This is a genomic window from Shewanella sp. SM32 (assembly GCF_025654235.1).
In the GTDB taxonomy this organism is placed as follows: domain Bacteria; phylum Pseudomonadota; class Gammaproteobacteria; order Enterobacterales; family Shewanellaceae; genus Shewanella; species Shewanella oncorhynchi.
In genome coordinates, this window is sequence record NZ_JAKKRO010000021.1 from 21814 (window position 1) to 39115 (window position 17302).

18 protein-coding genes are annotated in these 17302 nt (G+C 44.7%); 3 read left to right on the forward strand and 15 right to left on the reverse strand.

Annotated features, from left to right (window positions below; all coding sequences use genetic code 11):
* Positions 1-2 precede the first annotated feature (2 nt).
* Together L5M10_RS10685 and rpoE are read right to left on the reverse strand one after the other, a co-directional pair.
* Positions 3-629, reverse strand: coding sequence for a sigma-E factor negative regulatory protein (locus L5M10_RS10685; protein ID WP_028760825.1), 627 nt, complete (start codon positions 627-629; stop codon positions 3-5).
* Between the two features lie 41 nt (positions 630-670).
* The gene (gene rpoE / locus L5M10_RS10690) at positions 671-1249 is read right to left on the reverse strand and encodes an RNA polymerase sigma factor RpoE (protein ID WP_028760826.1); all 579 of its coding nucleotides are present in this window, start codon (positions 1247-1249) and stop codon (positions 671-673) included.
* Between the two features lie 190 nt (positions 1250-1439).
* Between rpoE and nadB the strand changes: the two genes are divergently transcribed.
* Positions 1440-3053 (forward strand): L-aspartate oxidase, encoded by a 1614-nt coding sequence (gene nadB / locus L5M10_RS10695; protein WP_168823426.1) that lies wholly within the window; start codon positions 1440-1442, stop codon positions 3051-3053.
* Between the two features lie 34 nt (positions 3054-3087).
* Here the strand turns inward: nadB and L5M10_RS10700 are convergent, their stop codons facing one another.
* The 10 genes from L5M10_RS10700 to rppH form a co-directional block, all read right to left on the reverse strand.
* The gene (locus L5M10_RS10700) at positions 3088-3528 is read right to left on the reverse strand and encodes a protein YgfX (protein ID WP_263255251.1); all 441 of its coding nucleotides are present in this window, start codon (positions 3526-3528) and stop codon (positions 3088-3090) included.
* Positions 3509-3757 (reverse strand): succinate dehydrogenase assembly factor 2, encoded by a 249-nt coding sequence (locus tag L5M10_RS10705; protein ID WP_028760829.1) that lies wholly within the window; start codon positions 3755-3757, stop codon positions 3509-3511. Before L5M10_RS10705 ends, L5M10_RS10700 begins: the two co-directional genes overlap by 20 nt.
* Positions 3758-3842: 85 nt before the next feature.
* Positions 3843-4751: a transcriptional activator NhaR gene (nhaR, locus tag L5M10_RS10710; protein ID WP_028760830.1), complete on the reverse strand. Its 909-nt coding sequence runs from the start codon at positions 4749-4751 to the stop codon at positions 3843-3845.
* A gap of 115 nt (positions 4752-4866) precedes the next feature.
* Positions 4867-5253, reverse strand: a complete 387-nt coding sequence (locus L5M10_RS10715; RefSeq protein ID WP_212599984.1) for a hypothetical protein — start codon at positions 5251-5253, stop codon at positions 4867-4869.
* A 2-nt stretch (positions 5254-5255) separates the two neighbouring features.
* The gene (nhaA, locus tag L5M10_RS10720) at positions 5256-6425 is read right to left on the reverse strand and encodes a Na+/H+ antiporter NhaA (RefSeq protein WP_028760832.1); all 1170 of its coding nucleotides are present in this window, start codon (positions 6423-6425) and stop codon (positions 5256-5258) included.
* Between the two features lie 117 nt (positions 6426-6542).
* Positions 6543-7337, reverse strand: coding sequence for a thymidylate synthase (thyA, locus tag L5M10_RS10725; protein ID WP_263180807.1), 795 nt, complete (start codon positions 7335-7337; stop codon positions 6543-6545).
* A complete protein-coding gene (gene lgt, locus L5M10_RS10730) occupies positions 7334-8143 on the reverse strand; it encodes a prolipoprotein diacylglyceryl transferase (protein WP_028760834.1) in 810 nt (269 codons plus the stop codon). Before lgt ends, thyA begins: the two co-directional genes overlap by 4 nt.
* Before the next feature lie 42 nt (positions 8144-8185).
* Positions 8186-8986, reverse strand: a complete 801-nt coding sequence (locus L5M10_RS10735) for a sulfite exporter TauE/SafE family protein (protein WP_028760835.1) — start codon at positions 8984-8986, stop codon at positions 8186-8188.
* 59 nt (positions 8987-9045) lie between these two features.
* A complete protein-coding gene (gene ptsP, locus L5M10_RS10740) occupies positions 9046-11280 on the reverse strand; it encodes a phosphoenolpyruvate--protein phosphotransferase (protein ID WP_105249864.1) in 2235 nt (744 codons plus the stop codon).
* Between the two features lie 23 nt (positions 11281-11303).
* Positions 11304-11828 (reverse strand): RNA pyrophosphohydrolase, encoded by a 525-nt coding sequence (gene rppH / locus L5M10_RS10745; RefSeq protein WP_006080762.1) that lies wholly within the window; start codon positions 11826-11828, stop codon positions 11304-11306.
* A 690-nt stretch (positions 11829-12518) separates the two neighbouring features.
* Here rppH and mutH point away from each other — a divergent pair.
* On the forward strand, positions 12519-13190 hold the full coding sequence (mutH, locus tag L5M10_RS10750) for a DNA mismatch repair endonuclease MutH (protein ID WP_131523041.1): 672 nt from the start codon (positions 12519-12521) through the stop codon (positions 13188-13190).
* A 122-nt stretch (positions 13191-13312) separates the two neighbouring features.
* The gene (locus tag L5M10_RS10755) at positions 13313-14380 is read left to right on the forward strand and encodes an adenylate/guanylate cyclase domain-containing protein (protein ID WP_105249866.1); all 1068 of its coding nucleotides are present in this window, start codon (positions 13313-13315) and stop codon (positions 14378-14380) included.
* Positions 14381-14435: 55 nt separating this feature from the next.
* Here the strand turns inward: L5M10_RS10755 and oxyR are convergent, their stop codons facing one another.
* The 3 genes from oxyR to L5M10_RS10770 form a co-directional block, all read right to left on the reverse strand.
* The gene (gene oxyR, locus L5M10_RS10760) at positions 14436-15347 is read right to left on the reverse strand and encodes a hydrogen peroxide-inducible genes transcriptional activator OxyR (protein WP_028760839.1); all 912 of its coding nucleotides are present in this window, start codon (positions 15345-15347) and stop codon (positions 14436-14438) included.
* A gap of 282 nt (positions 15348-15629) precedes the next feature.
* Positions 15630-15995, reverse strand: coding sequence for an Hpt domain-containing protein (locus L5M10_RS10765; RefSeq protein ID WP_028760840.1), 366 nt, complete (start codon positions 15993-15995; stop codon positions 15630-15632).
* A gap of 204 nt (positions 15996-16199) precedes the next feature.
* Positions 16200-17129, reverse strand: a complete 930-nt coding sequence (locus L5M10_RS10770; RefSeq protein WP_173246136.1) for a TIGR01212 family radical SAM protein — start codon at positions 17127-17129, stop codon at positions 16200-16202.
* Between the last annotated feature and the right edge of the window lie 173 nt (positions 17130-17302).

Here is a 17302-nt window from a genome sequence, read left to right on the forward strand (position 1 = left end):
CGTTATTGATTGACCGGAACGGGTACGACCTCGGTATTGTCCTCTACAACCGCACCAGTATTCAATCGTTGTTGCAACATATGATCTTGGATATAAGTATTAATTCGGCGACGTTGCTCATTCACCTGATCATTGGTATAGCCTTGATTCTGTTGTACAGGACCGGTTTGTAGGCTCACAGGTGATGCGCTACCAATAAGCGGCCTTGTAATTAACACGGGCGATGGTGACGCGGCATCATCGGCGGTTTGATTGTAATTCTGCACACCCACAATCGCAAACATAGCAACCGTCGCAGCAATGGCATATTGACCAAATTGCTTAAATAAAGGTACGACGCGGCTTTGCTCCGAATTGGCGGCAATTTGTGGCGTTACAGGTGCAGTGACTTTAGACGCATGATGCTTAGGCGCAACTATCGCTGGCTCAAGTTCAATGGCGGCAGCAATGCTAGCAGAGAGATCTAACACAATAGTCTGCGGCAATTCGCCACGCATGGCATCGCCTATCATATGATAGTTATGCCATTTATCATGTGAATGTGTATCAGCAGATAACTCTGCCATGGTCTGCGCATCAGTCTCTCCATCGACTGCGGCAGATACCCATTCTTGACCTAATTTATCCATTTTTCACCTGTCTAAATATAAGGGGTTCTTAAAATAAGAATTTAGGCTTCCAGCAACGGCTGGAGCTTTTTATCGATTGCCTCTCGAGCTCGGAAGATACGCGATCTTACGGTCCCGACAGGACAATCCATGACTATGGCAATATCTTCGTAACTCATACCATCGAGTTCACGCAATGAGATGGCCATTCGTAATTCTTCAGGCAAGGTCTCTAATGTATCGAAAATCACTTTTTTGATTTCATCCGATAACATTAGCCGTTCTGGGGAGGCAAACTCCTTCAGCGCGTCACTGCCTTCGTAATATTCGGCATCTTCTGCATCAACATCATTCGCAGGCGTTCTACGCCCCTGTGATACGAGATAATTCTTCGCAGTGTTTACTGCGATGCGGTACAACCAAGTATAAAATGCACTTTCACCGCGAAAGTTTGGCAAAGCTCTGTAAGCTTTGATAAACGCTTCCTGTGCCACATCAGCAACGTCCGCTTGGTTCCGTACATAACGGGATATCAAGCTAATGACTTTACTTTGATATTTAAGCACTAACAGGTTAAAAGCGTTTTTATCACCTTGTTGTACGCGCTCAACTAATTGTTGATCACTTAATTGTCCACTCATCCGAGCCGACTTCTCCTAAATCTAAAATGCTGATTTCTCAGTCGCTCGAATCATATTCACTTATGTAGACTCGCGGGCTTTGAAAAAGTTCTAAAAATTATACAAAAAAAGTAAGGTAAAAAGGAAAGTACCCATAATCGGTGAGTTGGTTTACCATAGTTGGCACTCTTCAGTCACATCATGATACCCGATGAAACAAGTAGTTGAACACCAATCTGACATATTAGTCATAGGTAGCGGTGCCGCAGGTCTGACACTAGCTTTGCATCTTGCTGAAAAAGCAAAAGTAATTCTGCTTTCAAAAGGCCCACTCTCGGAAGGGTCGACTTACTACGCCCAAGGCGGTATCGCCTCCGTCTTCGACGAAAGTGACACTATCGAATCCCATGTTGCAGACACCTTAATCGCAGGGGCGGGTTTATGTGACAAAGACGTTGTCACTTTCACGGCTGAAAATGCCAAGAGTGCGATGCAATGGCTTATCGAATGTGGCGTTGCCTTCGATAAAGAAGAAACCACTGACGGTAATGCAAAAGACGCACCTTACCATTTAACCCGTGAAGGCGGCCATAGCCACAGACGTATTCTGCACGCTGCCGATGCCACAGGCAAAGAAGTGCAAACCACACTGCAAGAGCGCGCACTCGCCCACCCCAATATTCAAGTTTTAGAACGCTATAACGCCATCGACCTCATCACCACCCGTAAGTTAAATCGCCCAGGTAATCGTGTGTTAGGCGCTTATGTGTGGAATCGCAATGAAGAGCACGTCGAAACCGTTAAGGCCAAGTTTGTTGCGTTAGCAACAGGCGGTAGCTCTAAGGTTTATCAATATACCTCAAACCCCGATGTCGCTAGTGGTGATGGTATTGCCATGGCATGGCGTGCAGGTTGCCGCGTGGCGAATATGGAGTTCAACCAATTCCATCCGACGTGTTTGTACCACGCAGATGCGCGCAACTTCTTACTCACCGAAGCCCTGCGTGGTGAAGGGGCTTATCTGCGTCGTCCTGATGGCAGCCGCTTTATGCCGGACTTTGATGAACGCGCTGAACTCGCTCCCCGTGACATCGTTGCCCGCGCCATCGACTATGAGATGAAACGTCTCGGTGCCGACTGTGTATATCTGGATATCAGCCATAAAGATGCTGACTTTGTGATGAAGCATTTTCCGACCATCTATAGCCGTTGCTTAGAGCTGGGAATCGATATCACTAAAGATGCGATTCCTGTGGTACCCGCCGCACACTATACCTGCGGTGGTGTAATGACAGATATGCACGGTCAGACGGATCTCAATGGTCTCTATGCTATTGGTGAAGTCGCCTATACGGGCTTACATGGTGCCAATCGTCTGGCGAGTAACTCGTTACTCGAATGTTTAGTGTTTGCCCGTGCGGCGTCACAGGACATAGAAAGCCAACTGCATAAAATTCAAATCCCGGGACAAATACCCGCATGGGATGAAAGTAAAGTGTCGAACTCGGATGAGGAAGTGGTCATCGCCCATAACTGGCACGAACTGCGGTTATTCATGTGGGACTACGTTGGAATTGTACGCTCTGATAAACGTCTGGAGCGAGCACTGCGCCGATGCCTGATGTTACAGCAAGAAATTCAGGAATATTACAGTAACTTCAGGGTTAGCAATAACTTGCTCGAATTACGTAACTTAGTGCAAGTGGCCGAATTAATTATTCGCTGTGCCATGGAGCGTAAAGAAAGCCGTGGGCTGCATTTTAATATCGATCATCCAGAGAAATTAGACGCGCCTCGCCCAACAATTTTACTACCAGAAAAGTAACCGCATACGCATAGGTGACTTCATCATAAACAGACTAAATCTCAGAATGAGGTTTAGCCTGTTGCATTTTAGCCCGCAGCAACAGCCGACATAAATGTCGATAGTCAGTATCGTCTAACATATCAGCCCAAACCAGCAAGAGCCGTAGCTGAGTATCCACTTCGATATAAATCAAGCAAACAAAGGGCGTGACCCAAGTGCGTTTTAGTACCTGAAAGTGCTCCCCCGTTGACAAACGTCCCTCGCCTTTATCACTCAGCACAAAATCTAAACGCCAATGCTGCAGTCGCCACAACTGCGACAGCAAAAAAATACTGACAAGTACGATAAACAAATATTTAAGCAGAGATAAGGCGATAATGTCGCTTTGGGGCCAAAGCAGAAATGAGCTAGAACAGACACAAATAAAAACGACCAACGAGAGTCGTTGGTCGAAAGAAGCTTTTACGCTGAAACTATGGTGCCGGTCTTCCACGGACTTTTACTATCATACGAGCCAGTTCAGTATCAGGGCACACTTCATGGCCCATAAACCAAGCAAACAATTCTGGATCTTCACATTCCAACAAACGGATAAACACGGTTTTATCTTCATCGGACATTTCTTGATAGAAGTTTTCAACAAAAGGTTGAAGCAAGACGTCTAATTCCAGCATCCCACGGCGACATGCCCAGCGAACCCTTGCGATGTTCATTAATTCCAAGGTATTTCTCCCAACACAGATTTGGCATTAGTCTATCAGTTCACTGACTAAAGTGTCGATTAACCCTTCATATTGACTTACAAAATTAGCATTGTTGTACTTGCGTATCGAGCCCCTCAAAGAGATCGCTAAAATCTGTATCCAATAATCGCTTTACCGCAGGATGTTGGATCATACGTTCGGCAAACATCACATGGTATTCCTCTTTCACATCGGTAGTTTCACCGAGCAAATTCATACCATGGGAAATCACTTCTTGGCGATAAATCGACGGTGTGACAAAAATACCTCGTTTAAGGTAACCAAAGGCCTTCATCATGGCCGCATCATCGAACTCGCCCAAAATACTGACTTTAAGGTTTTGCTCGTCAAACCAGCGATATAGCTGTTGTCCAAGTGATGTTCTGCGGCCAGGAATTAATAGCTGGCCTTGCTCTAAACAGGCTGGAAAATCTGCGCTATAAGTCTCAGCGGAGAAAAAACTCACGCCACACTCGCCCAATTTTTTAGATAAAATTTCAGGGTATTTCAGTGACTCACCTGCACAATCCGAAAGGATCATATCCAGTTTATGCTCACGTAAACGCGCCATTAGGCTCTCGTGAGTCGCCTCATAGCAGGCTAAGTGCATAGAATTGTCATTAGGCACTACAGATAATAAAACTCGGCTGACTAAAGCTTTAGATAAGGCATCGGCAATACCCACCTCGAATAACATGGCATCCGCTTTTTGATAGTTAAGTAAATCGAGCATTTCATAGCTAAGGCTAAACATCTTATCGGCGTAGCGAAACACCAATTCACCTAACTCTGTCGCCTCCAATGTCCGCCCGACTCGCTTGAACAGACTGCCGTTTAACCTATCTTCTAAGGCACGAATTTGCCCCGTTATCGTTTGCGGCGTCAAACATAGGGCTTCGGCCGCCTTCGCGACTGAGCCCTTTTTCTTAATCATCCAAAAATAATACAAGTGGTTATAATTCAAGTGCAGCATGCTAACCCGCTGTTAATGCTCCCTCAAACGCCAAAGCGCTGAGGGGTTACTGTGTTATTTTAAACTCGATTAGTTTAAAATCAGATGATTAAAAACCTGATGATTCCCAGTCAAGTTACTTTAAACGCTGGCAGTCGAGTAAGTTAGTAACTATGCCTTGTAACTGCTCCAAATCGGCAGCATTCCCCAGACTTACCGCTTCAGTGACTCCTGAAACTAAAACGTTACGTTCTGGAATACGTTCGGCGCAATAGGTTCGATTCGCTTCTTGGAAACGTTTACCACCGCGATACTTAAGTGCCCTCGATTCATAACCATTAGTTTCTAATCTCGCCCCTAAGGAATCAGATTTAAACATCAAAGCGCCATCCACTATCCCTTCAAGATAGCTTTGGCAAGTCTGCGAGTTTGCATCCTGATTACAGGCCGAAATTTGCGATGCCGTCGCGGATGTCGATAAACATAAGAGCGTTGCTATTCCCATTAATTTCAACTTTATCATAGTTATACTCCTTTATTAGGTAACACTTTTGATAACCAGAAATACCCGACTAACGCTGCCATAATCGAACCGATTAAGGTCCCTAGGCGTGCTAAGTCACCGTACATAGGGTCTGCATGTTCAAAGGCTAACGACGCAATAAACATAGACATAGTAAAACCAATACCGCACATGGCAGCGACGGGGGCAATTTGCTTCCAACCTACGCCATCGGGCAATTGCGCTAATTTTAGTTTCACCGCAATAAAGCTAAATAACATTACACCGATTGGCTTACCTAACATCAGGCCCAATGCAATACCAACAGGAACAGGAGAAATTAACGTCTCCAAATTCATATTGCCGACATAAACGCCCGCATTGGCAAAAGCAAACACTGGCAAAATGAGGAAAGTACTCCAAGGATGCAAACTATGCTCTAAGCCTTCTGAGGGTGAACTGCCATCCTTTGCCCGCAATGGAATACAAAAAGCAATGATGACGCCAGCCAGAGTCGCATGCACTCCAGACTTGAGTACGGCAACCCAAAGAATTAACCCTAAGATGCCATAGGGTAAAAGTGAAGTAACCCCTTTGCGGTTTAACCCGACCAAGCCCGCAATCGCTAAACTGGCAATCACTAAACTGATGGTTGATAAGTCAGTACTGTAAAACAGCGCGATAATCACTATGACGCCTAAGTCATCGATGATAGCTAAAGCAAGTAAAAAGACTTTCAGTGAAACAGGAACGCGGCTTCCGAGCAGCGCCATAATACCTAAGGCAAAGGCAATATCGGTCGCGGCAGGAATCGCCCAGCCCGCTTGTGTGACAGGATCACCGTAGTTAAACAGTAAGTACACACCAGCAGGGACTAACATGCCGCCAATGGCTGCAAAGGTAGGCAGGGAAGCTTGGGCGACACTCGATAAGGCGCCTTCAAGTAACTCACGTTTCACTTCTAAACCAATCAGCAAAAAGAATATGGCCATCAAGCCATCGTTTATCCACAGGATGAGTGGCTTGTGTATATTGAGCTCGCCAATTTTGACTTGAACGTCAGTGCCTAAAAAGCCTTGATAAAGTCCAGATAAGGGGGAATTGGCCATCAGCATGGCTAAGGCAACAGCAACCAATAGTAGGATACCGCCAGCCGACTCTTGGCTCAGAAAATTTCTAATTGCTTTTTCCATCTTGCACTCCTAAAAATCATAATGAATTGAGTGTAGACGAATTGTAATAACAAATATAATCGTAAGTTTCTCCCTAACACCTCGGTTATCCCGAAGTGTTAGGCTAAAAAACATGCATCACACAGCAACAGGGGCTTTGATATGAGGGTGTGGAGCGTAGTTTGTTAATTCAAAATCATCGAATTGATAGTCAAAAATCGACTCAGGTCTGCGTACAATAGTCATGGTCGGCAACGGTTTTGGATCACGACTTAACTGCAGTGCCGTCTGTTCCATATGATTAGAATATAAATGGGTATCGCCACCCGTCCACACAAAATCACCTAAGGCCAAGTCACATTGCTGGGCGACCATCATAGTTAACAAAGCATAACTGGCAATATTAAATGGCAAACCAAGAAACACATCACAACTACGCTGATACAGCTGACAAGATAATTTGCCATCAGCTACATAGAACTGAAAAAACGCATGGCACGGTGCCAAAGCCATTTTATCCAGTTCGCCCACGTTCCACGCAGAAACGATAAGACGGCGAGAATCTGGCTGAGATTTTATCTGGGCGATAACTTGCGAAATCTGATCGATAGCATCACCACTCTGGGTTGGCCAACTGCGCCACTGGGCACCATAAACTGGGCCCAAATCGCCATTATCATCGGCCCATTCATCCCAAATGCTGACCTTGTTTTCGCGTAAATAGGCAACGTTAGTTTCACCCTTCAGAAACCACAGCAATTCATGGATGATAGAGCGCATATGGCATTTTTTGGTGCTCACCAAAGGAAAACCTTTGCTCAAATCGAAGCGCATTTGATAGCCAAATACCGAGCGAGTCCCAGTACCTGTGCGATCCGATTTATTCACGCCTTCGGCTAATATGTGCTTCATTAAGTCTAAATATTGTTTCATTGCTGCTTACCTTGCTTACGAAAAATCAAGTACAAACCGATTAACACCATAGGCACAGAGAGTATCTGCCCCATAGTCATAAATCCCCAGTAGAGTCCCAACTGTGTGTCGGGTTGCCTCACAGTTTCAACCATAATACGGAACATACCGTAACCGACTAAGAACATACCAGAGACTGCACCGACTTTATCGGTACGTTTGCTAAACCAGTAAAGTAATAGGAATAATGCTACGCCTTCAAGGGCGAACTGATACAACTGGGATGGATGACGTGGGTCAGGCCCACCAGTTGGAAACACCATAGCCCAAGGCAGATCAGTGGTTCGTCCCCAAAGCTCGCCGTTGATAAAGTTACCAATACGACCAGCGCCTAAACCAATAGGCACAACAGGTGCCACCATATCGGCGACAGCAAAAAAAGTACGTTTTTGTTTCCACGCGATATAGAGCATCGCCGTAATCACGCCCATCAAACCGCCGTGGAAGGACATGCCACCTTCGGAGATTTTAAATAAATAGAGGGGACTGGCGAGGAAATAATCGAAATGATAAAAAAGCACGTAACCGATACGGCCACCTAAAATCACCCCAAGAAAACCGTAAAAGAGTAAATCTGAAACTTGCTCCCGCGTCCATATCCCCTTTGAACGGTCGGCTTGGCGGTTCAACAACCACATGGCCGCAACAAATCCGACTAAATAGGTAAAACCATACCAACGCAGTGCCGGTTCAAAGGTTTGTCCAAAAAGATTAAACGGTCCAAATGAAACGATCACGGGATCGATATTGGGGAAACTCAACGCCATAACACATCCATTAGCAGCCTAAAACAAAGATAAACATAAAAACTAGGTCAGAATTAACTTAAGGCCGACACATAGAAGTAACAATGCAAATATCTTTTTAAGTACAGGTGTTGGCCAAGTGCTCGCCGCTTTTACCCCCACAGGCGCCATCAAGACAGAAGTAATCACTAAACCAAACAATGCAGGTAAATAGATATAGCCTAAGGTACCATAGGGCAACTCAGGGGCATTCATTCCTGCAATAATATAGCCGAAACTGCCAGAAAGAGAGATTAAGAAGCCCATCGCAGCAGAAAAACCCACGGCTTGACGCATCTGTAAACCATAAAAAGTCAAAAATGGCACTATCAGTATACCGCCACCTATCCCGGTCAAACCTGCCAAAACCGCAACAAAAGCCGATACAACAAAAAGCACTACTGAATTAGGTAATTGACGATTTGATTCGGCCTTAACGGGATAAGCCATTTGAATTGTCATTAAAATAACAAAGATGGCAAAACCTTGTTGTAACTTATCAGCGGGAATACGCTCAGCAATAAAACCTGAAGCCAGCGCGCCTATAATCAGGCCCGGTAACATTGATTTGAATAAATCCCAAGGCACATTGCCACGCTTATGGTGGGCACGTGCCGACGAAATAGAGGTGAGAATAATGGCTGCGAGCGAAGTGGCAATTGCAATATGGGGGAGCTGAGTAGAGCTAATACCGACCGATGGCAAAATATAAAGCAGTGCAGGCACTACAATCAAGCCGCCACCGATACCTAATAATCCTGCCATAAAGCCGACAAATGCGCCTAAAGCCAAGCAAATAAAGAACACCAACAACAAACTATCCACACGAGTACCTACAGCGTGATAAATTGAGGGCCTTAGCTTAAAGCAAAACACAGCATTAGTTAATTAAGAATTGTTGCAAGACCCTGCTGGGTCAAATATTCTTTAACCAGCTCACGCACTTGGAAGCCGTTTGATAGGCTCAGCGCTTTAGCAAGTAATTGATCTAAATCGGCCCGCGCAACACGTCGCAATAGATAATTGATCCGCGCTAAACTGCCCTGATTCATACTCAACTGATCGTATCCCATAGCCACCAGCAAAATGGCCCCCATAGGTTCGCCCGCGAGCTCTCCACAGATACTAATATCGAGTTTATGGTATCGACAATCGAGGTGCGCCTGATGCAAAGCCCGCAATATTCCAGGATGATAACTGTCAAATAACGAGCTCACCCGCGGGTTATTACGGTCAACAGCCAGTAAATATTGGGTTAAATCATTACTACCAACAGAGACAAAATCCACTCGTTTTGCCACATCATCCAACTGATATAGCATGGCGGGCACTTCGAGCATAATGCCTATTCGTGGCATCACTATGTCGCTGTTAACATCGTTTTTTAATTCGACATAGGCTTGTTGCAAATATTCTAAGGATTGATCGATTTCATCTAAGTTGCTGACCATAGGCAGCAAAATACTTAACTGTTTACCGTCTCCCCCAGCCTGTAGCATGGCCCGTAACTGCACCAAAAACAGCTCAGGATGATCCAGAGACAAGCGAATACCGCGCCATCCAAGGAAAGGATTGTCTTCTTTAATCGGGAAATACGGTAAAGGTTTATCGCCTCCCACATCTAAAGTACGCATCACCACAGGTCGACCGGACGCTGCCGATAAGACCTGTTGATAGACTTTGACTTGCTCAGATTCACTCGGGAAGCGCTGTTGTAACATAAAAGGAATTTCAGTGCGATAAAGCCCAATACCGTCGGCGCCCTCTGCAATTTCAGAGGCCACACCACTGAGTAATCCCGCATTGAGATACAAGCGAATACGTGAACCATCTAAGGTTACAGAAGGCAGCGCTAATTCTTGGGCATACTGGCGTTGCAAGGCTTTTTGTGCCGAAATCAGGCTACGATACTCACCGACAATCGCAGGTGATGGCGACACCAATAACTGACCACGGCTTGCGTTTACGACTAAAAGTTTTTGGTCAATATTGGCGGATAACAGTTGCTCTACACCTGTGATTGCAGGCACACCTAAGGCGCGGGCTAAAATAGCGGCATGGGAGTTTACGCCACCAAGCTCCGTGACAATACCCGCAAGCTTTTGCCTTGGGAACTCAGCCAACATAGTCGCATCGGCTTCACGGGTAATGAGGATTACAGGTTTATCGGGCTCAAGCTCTAGACGTTCTGGCTCAATAAGTTGGCGCAATACTTTTTGACCTAAGTCGCGAATATCGCTAGCCCGCTCCTTAAGGTAAGGGTCTTCCATTGCTAAAAACTGTTGAATATAACGTAGAGACACTCGGCTCACCGCCGACTCAGCAGCCCAGCCTAATTGCACTTCACGGGTATATTCGCCGCCTAAACTAGCATCATCGAGCAGTAACTGTAATGCATTGAAAATGGAGACAACTTCGTCATCTTGCTCGCGATCAAACCGTTGAGATAAGGCACCTATCGCTTCTTTACAACGCACCATAGCCGTGGTTAAGCGACTCGATTCATAGGCAATATCGTCAGAACGCACCTCAGGCTGTTCAAGGGGAATTTCCCCACCAAGTACGAACGCATACGCAATGGCGATACCGTTTGACGCTGAAGTACCTTGAAACAGAATTTGTTGATGATGGGAGCTGACTTGAGCTTTTTGTTTTAACCCACGCACCGCCATCGCTAATTGGGCGGCGAGCGTCATCAGGAAGGCTTCTTCGCCCTCACTGAATTGGCGAGCACTCGCCTGCTGTACCACTATCACCCCAACCACAGCCTTCTGGTAGATAATAGGTACAGCTAAAAAAGCGCGGTATTCTTCTTCGGCGACTTCAGGAAAAAGCTTAAACCTTGGATGAAGCCGAGCATCCGCTAAATTAACGGCCTCTTCTCGCTGGGCAGCAAGTCCAACTAAACCTTCAGTCAGCGGCATACGTACTCGACCAACGGCGCTTTTTTCAAGACCATCGGTTGCAGATAACACGAGTTCTTGCTCTTCTAGGATATAGATGGAGCAACATTGGGTTTCCATCGCCGCTTTAGTCGATGAAACTAAGATTTCTAATGCGGTTTCCAAACTGTGGGCAGATGCCACAGCCTGAGTAATATCCCTAAGCGTATTTAACACTGTTTTCAATCCTCTTTTGAAAATCAGCCCGTTGTTTTTTGTCTTCCCCGTTTCCTAGGTATTTCTAGGGTTTGGAATGACAATGCCGTTACCGCAAACTCTTTCATCACCTTACGATAAACATCACGCTTAAATGACACAACTTGCCGCACAGGATACCAATAACTTACCCAGCGCCAATCGTCAAATTCAGGATGCCCAGAAGAACTCAAATTAATCGCACTATCTTGGCTTTTCAGTTGTAACAGAAACCACTTTTGTTTTTGCCCGATACACACAGGTTTACTGTCTTGCCTCACTAAACGCTTTGGCAAACGATAGCGCAACCAAGAACGGGTCGAGGTTAATATATGCACGTGTTCAGGTCTTAGGCCCACTTCTTCATACAACTCACGGTACATAGCCTCTTCTGCTGTCTCGCCATCATCGACGCCACCTTGAGGAAATTGCCATGAGTGTTGACCGAAACGTCTAGCCCACATGACTTGGCCATATCTGTTACAAATTATAATGCCCACATTTGCGCGAAAGCCGTCGCTATCAATCACATGGACTCCAAATCACATTAAATTTTAATAAACTGATTGTTTCATAAAGCTAGTCTCTCAGCAAACCTCTATTTTATCCTAAGCTTTGGATAACATCTGACTTAAAAGACATTTATCAACAATGCTAGGGGATGGAATCCAGGGATATCCACATTTTCTGTGGATATCTCTGTTTGAAACTCAGGTGAACTTGTTATAACGTTCAAAAAACATCTATTTACCATCGTTTTTAAAATTTAGCGTTAAAACTTAATAGCAAACAAATTCATAAACTTGCATATTAATCATGATTTATTTTAGACTAAAAAACCAATAAAGCTCATTATTTGACCAGCAAGAAGTATTTCTATCATTCTCGCGATATTACTCAACTTTATACACAAATAGTGTCCACAACTGTCCACAAAAGCCAGAATAAATGCACTTTATTCGCATTGACTTAGGGTTTTTATTAGGTTAAGAGGCTCACTTTACTGAGTTATCCATAATATCTGTGGATAAGTATGTGGGGAACGCAAGGGAAAGCAGAGAGTAACTTTGAACACTTTTTTGCAAAACGGGGGTTAACACGGATATAAAATTTAAAATCAGTCACTTAGAATAAAAACATTCGGTACAAGTTAATCCACCCTGTAGGGCTCATTTTTTAACCACCATTGCTAAGCGGTTATTTTTAAGTAAAATCCAGCCATGAATCGAATTATCCCCCCTGAAAATCTATCTGAACTACTCGAACGTGCCAACATGATGGCGGGCGTGAGTTTGGCGCAGATAGCAAGCCAAAGAAGCATTCGTGTTCCCAAGGATCTTAAACGCGATAAAGGTTGGGTCGGTCAATTAATCGAAATGGAATTAGGCGCAACGGCGGGTTCTAAACCTGAGCAAGATTTTCTGCATTTAGGGGTCGAGCTTAAAACTATCCCCATTGATACACAGGGGCGACCGCTGGAGACCACTTATGTCTGCGTGGCGCCGCTATCAAATATCCAAGGATTAACCTGGCAAAACAGCTTAGTCTGCCATAAGTTACAGCGAGTACTTTGGGTACCCGTTGAAGGAGAGAGGCATATTCCTGTGGGTGAGCGCCGTATAGGTACGCCAATATTGTGGGAACCAGATCCGCACGAGTTGCAATTACTGCAACAGGATTGGGAAGAGATCATGGAGCTTATCGCCCTCGGAAAAGTAGAGAGGCTTACAGCGCGCCACGGCGAAGTGCTGCAATTGCGCCCTAAGGCCGCTAATAGTAAGGCGTTAACACAAAGCATTGCCGAAGATGGTAGCCTCAAAATGACCAACCCTAGGGGCTTTTATTTAAAGACCAGTTTCACTGCTATGATACTTAATAAGGTATTTGGTTAATTTTTAGTAACGATATGGACTTGGATTGATCCAGATCACAAATTTCACTGGCACTAAGGTGACTCTTTTCTATAAACTACGGCATCCTGAAATCACAGCCGTATTCGGATACCAATCAAGCAGTGAGAGCACGTAGACAAGCGAAAAAACTCCTTTTTGCGATTTTAGCTTGGGCGATTGCCATGGCTGCATTCGTGTTTTTTCGATATGCCCAATCACCAGAACTGCCCCAATGGGCGGTAAGTTCGGCTGATCTCGCAACACTTGCTATCTACATGGGGATAATTTTTGGCAGCTTACATTGGATGTCGAACGTCATTGCCGATTTCAGTGCAATCAATCGCCTCCCCTATGTGTTTTCAGTCATCTTTAAGGGCTTGTTTTTATTACTGGGTGCTACGACGTTAGCTTACATGACTCAGTTTTTAAATATGTGGGCCATCGAAAATCACATGTCGACCCTCAGACAAATGCTGACGGCGCACATTCTCTATAGTCCTTCATTCCAAGCATTGATCGTATATTTGGTCGTTGTACGAGTCAGCTTAGCTTTTGTCGAGCAAATGGCATTATTAGTCGGGCCGCGTATTTTACTCAACATAGGCCTTGGTAAATACCACAAGCCAAGATATGAGCAGCGCTTATTCCTCTATTTAGACATGGTCGCCTCAACCACACATGCCGAATCACTTGGCGATTACCGCTTTAGTCGATTGATCCAAGACAGCTTTAGTTTACTTTCAGATACAGTGTCCAATAACGAAGCTGAAATCTACCGCTATATGGGAGATGCAGTGCTGCTTCACTGGCCATTAGAAGAAGGGATAGTTCACGACCGCTGCATGAATATTTATTTTGAATTTAGCCAACAACTGAACTGGCAACGCCGCTACTTTGAAGAGCATTATGGCTTTGTGCCGAAATTTAAAGCGGCGGCCCATTGTGGCCAAGTCGTCGCTGCAGTTGTTGGTGTACAGAAACAAGAAATTAGTTTCTTTAGTGACGTGCTCAATACCTTAGCAAGACTGCAAGATCAATGTAATCCACTAGGACAGCGCATGTTGATTTCAGGCGCACTCGCAGGACGTTTAGATAACCCCAACACTCAGTATCACCTATCAAATCTAGGCCCAGTCAAACTCAAAGGGAAACAACACTCAATTGAAGTGTTTGGCGTTTCCCCGCTCTGATTTGTAATCGACTTTAAGCTTTAGCTTGAATTAATGCTTTGCAGTTACAGTCAGTTTATTCCTCGTCCTTAGCTAATAATTTTTGGATCATTAAACCTAAAGTGCGGAAAGTTAAGATCCGACTGGTGGTTTGACGCCAGACAAGGCCGATATCACGGTAAGGTGCCTCACCCGGTGGCGTCATCACCACTAAATCTGTGTCATTCAAAATACCCGCGTCAATGGCCATTTGCGGAAGAAACGTGGTGCCCAGTTTACTGTTCACCATCTGCACTAAAGTATGCAAACTGGTGGCGGCAAACGGATTGACTTTCGCACTATCACCTAGCTGACATGCAGTAATAGCATGGCCTGTGATGCAATGCTCACTTTGCAGAAGAAAAATACTCTCGTCCGGCAGAGTTTGATAATCAATAGGTTGATGTATGCCACCCGCTAAATCTTTGTGGGCCACCATTTTGAAAGGATCTATGCCCACTTTCATGCTGTGGTAACCGCTAGTATCAACGGGTAGCGCTAGGATTAATAAGTCCAGCTCTCCTTTCCCCAAAGCATCTAACAAACGCTCAGTGGTATCTTCCTTCAATAATAAACTCATCGCCGGATAAGATTGCTGACACTGGCGGATCACACGACTCAATAGGAAAGGCGCTATGGTTGGAATACAGCCTAAGCGAATATCCCCCGTCATCGGCTCACCTTGATTTTTCACTAATTCCACCAAATCATCCACATCAGTGAGAATTTTACGGGCGCGCTGCACCACTTCTTCACCAATGGCGGTAAACATAAATGACTTATGGTCTCGCTCAATCAACTGATGCCCTAACTGCTCTTCTAGGTTTTGGATCCCACTTGAAAGTGTTGATTGACTGACGAAACACACCTTAGCGGCGCGGTTAAAATTCTGCTCTTGATGGAGATTCACCAAATAGAATAAGTTTTTTAAGCTAGGTAAACTTTTCATTTTCTCGATTGCCATGAAGGTTATGAATTAAGAAATTAAATCTACTTTAGCATAAGTGATGAGCAATAACGCGGCATAAGATATCAGGATTGTGACCCGAATCGATATTCAATCGGTTCGCCGTAAAACTTAAGTGGGAGTAACAAAATAAGATGGGAAAAGCGCTAACAAGAAAATGTCGAAAACAATAAACTTAATCGTAAAACCAATGCAAGATTCACTCAATTGAGCGCAACAATAGACATTATCGCTGCGCCTTAACTTACCTTAGCAAGTAATATTTTATGCTTTGGCTTGGAGGAATAACTTTAACTGTTGTAAATCTGCACTCGCGTGTTCAACGATGTCAGCAACCCAAGAGCCATGTTCAGCATCCCATCTTGCTTCTTCGCCATGCTGTAATAACTGGGCGATCTGCTGAATACGTTTTAACCCCACAGAACCTGCAGCACCTTTAAATTTATGTGCTTCTGAACATAAGGTATCTTTGTCTGCTGCGTCGTTAGCTTTCACTAGATTTCCAACATATTCAGGCATTAACTGCTCAAATAACACCACACTCTTGAGTAAGGTACCGGCACCAATGGCGCTGCAGTACTGTTCGAGAGTATTGAGATCTAGGATTGCTTCTAATTCAACTGTGGCCATAAGGCCTCCCTTAAGTGGTTCAATGCTTAAAACGAATTTATCACATGATACCCACTAAAATTGTCAGTGCAACTTATAGCGATATTCATGGTCTAATTCAGATTAAAATTAACAAAAAACAAACTAATAGTCGTAAATAAACGCTTACGAAATAATAGCGACGACATAACATTTAGGGAGTAAATTTATCCCACTAACTTGCCTCTATCGTTGCGCTAATGCGTGCCCTTGTCCACCATAATGCTGCAAATTATCCACAATCGCCACCAATCCATCCCAACGATAGGCACACCAATCGGGTGCTAATAGCATAGGCTTTTTCGCATAAGCGGTGACACGGTGAAAAATCACGTCTAGGGGGGTATGGCGGATCATCTCGCCGACACTGTGGGCATAATCCTCAAGACTCAATAAAGGTAAGCGCCCACTTCGCCACGACTTAGCCATAGTGCTACCTTCGACGATATGCAAAGGATGTAGCTTCAAGCCATCAACGCCATGCTGCAATACAGCAGCTAAAGTCGCCATATAATCGCTATGGGTTTCATCGGGTAAACCAAGAATGAGATGAGTGCACACCTTAAGACCGCGAGCTCTCGCCCTAGACACAGTGTCACAATAACAGGCGAAATCATGGCCACGGTTAATTCTACGCAGTGTTTCATCTTTGGCTGTTTGCAACCCGAGTTCTAACCACACATCGACACCATTTGCCTGATAACGCGCCAGTAAATCCAGTACATTATTCGGCACACAATCGGGGCGAGTTCCAACACATAAACCGACTATCTCGCCATCTTTAACCGCTTCATCGTACTTAGCCATTAACACTTGATATTCATCATAAGTGCTAGTGTAAGCTTGAAAATAAGCAATAAATTTATCGGCTTGTGCCTGAGGCTTCGCCTCACGATAGCGGCTCTTACCCTGTTCGAGTTGCTCAGTAATACTCAATAGTTCGGCGGTTTGATGGCTAAATGACGCCACATTACAGAAAGTACAACCTCCGCGCCCTAAAGTGCCGTCACGGTTAGGGCAAGTAAACTTGGCATCTATAGTGAGTTTTCGCAGTCGGGTGCCATATCGCGCCTTACAAACGGCACCAAAGGTGTTCACATATGCATCAAGCCCCATCAGAGCACCCACCAAATTTCATATCGCTTCATTGAGAATAACCAAGATAAAATCACAAATAGAAAAGAAAATACGTGAACAAATAGAAGAAAAAGCTTAGTGTAAATAAGGTAGCGAGAGTTTTCTTGGCGCTACATCAAATTCCCGCCTGACTCATACCGTTATTATCATAA

Coding starts and splice junctions, on each gene's coding strand:
- L5M10_RS10685 (WP_028760825.1), bottom strand. CDS start 629: ATGGATAAATTAGGTCAAGAATGGGTATCTGCCGCAGTCGATGGAGAG.
- rpoE (WP_028760826.1), bottom strand. CDS start 1,249: ATGAGTGGACAATTAAGTGATCAACAATTAGTTGAGCGCGTACAACAA.
- nadB (WP_168823426.1), top strand. CDS start 1,440: ATGAAACAAGTAGTTGAACACCAATCTGACATATTAGTCATAGGTAGC.
- nhaR (WP_028760830.1), bottom strand. CDS start 4,751: ATGCTGCACTTGAATTATAACCACTTGTATTATTTTTGGATGATTAAG.
- L5M10_RS10715 (WP_212599984.1), bottom strand. CDS start 5,253: ATGATAAAGTTGAAATTAATGGGAATAGCAACGCTCTTATGTTTATCG.
- nhaA (WP_028760832.1), bottom strand. CDS start 6,425: ATGGAAAAAGCAATTAGAAATTTTCTGAGCCAAGAGTCGGCTGGCGGT.
- thyA (WP_263180807.1), bottom strand. CDS start 7,337: ATGAAACAATATTTAGACTTAATGAAGCACATATTAGCCGAAGGCGTG.
- lgt (WP_028760834.1), bottom strand. CDS start 8,143: ATGGCGTTGAGTTTCCCCAATATCGATCCCGTGATCGTTTCATTTGGA.
- mutH (WP_131523041.1), top strand. CDS start 12,519: ATGAATCGAATTATCCCCCCTGAAAATCTATCTGAACTACTCGAACGT.
- oxyR (WP_028760839.1), bottom strand. CDS start 15,347: ATGAAAAGTTTACCTAGCTTAAAAAACTTATTCTATTTGGTGAATCTC.
- L5M10_RS10765 (WP_028760840.1), bottom strand. CDS start 15,995: ATGGCCACAGTTGAATTAGAAGCAATCCTAGATCTCAATACTCTCGAA.
- L5M10_RS10770 (WP_173246136.1), bottom strand. CDS start 17,129: ATGGGGCTTGATGCATATGTGAACACCTTTGGTGCCGTTTGTAAGGCG.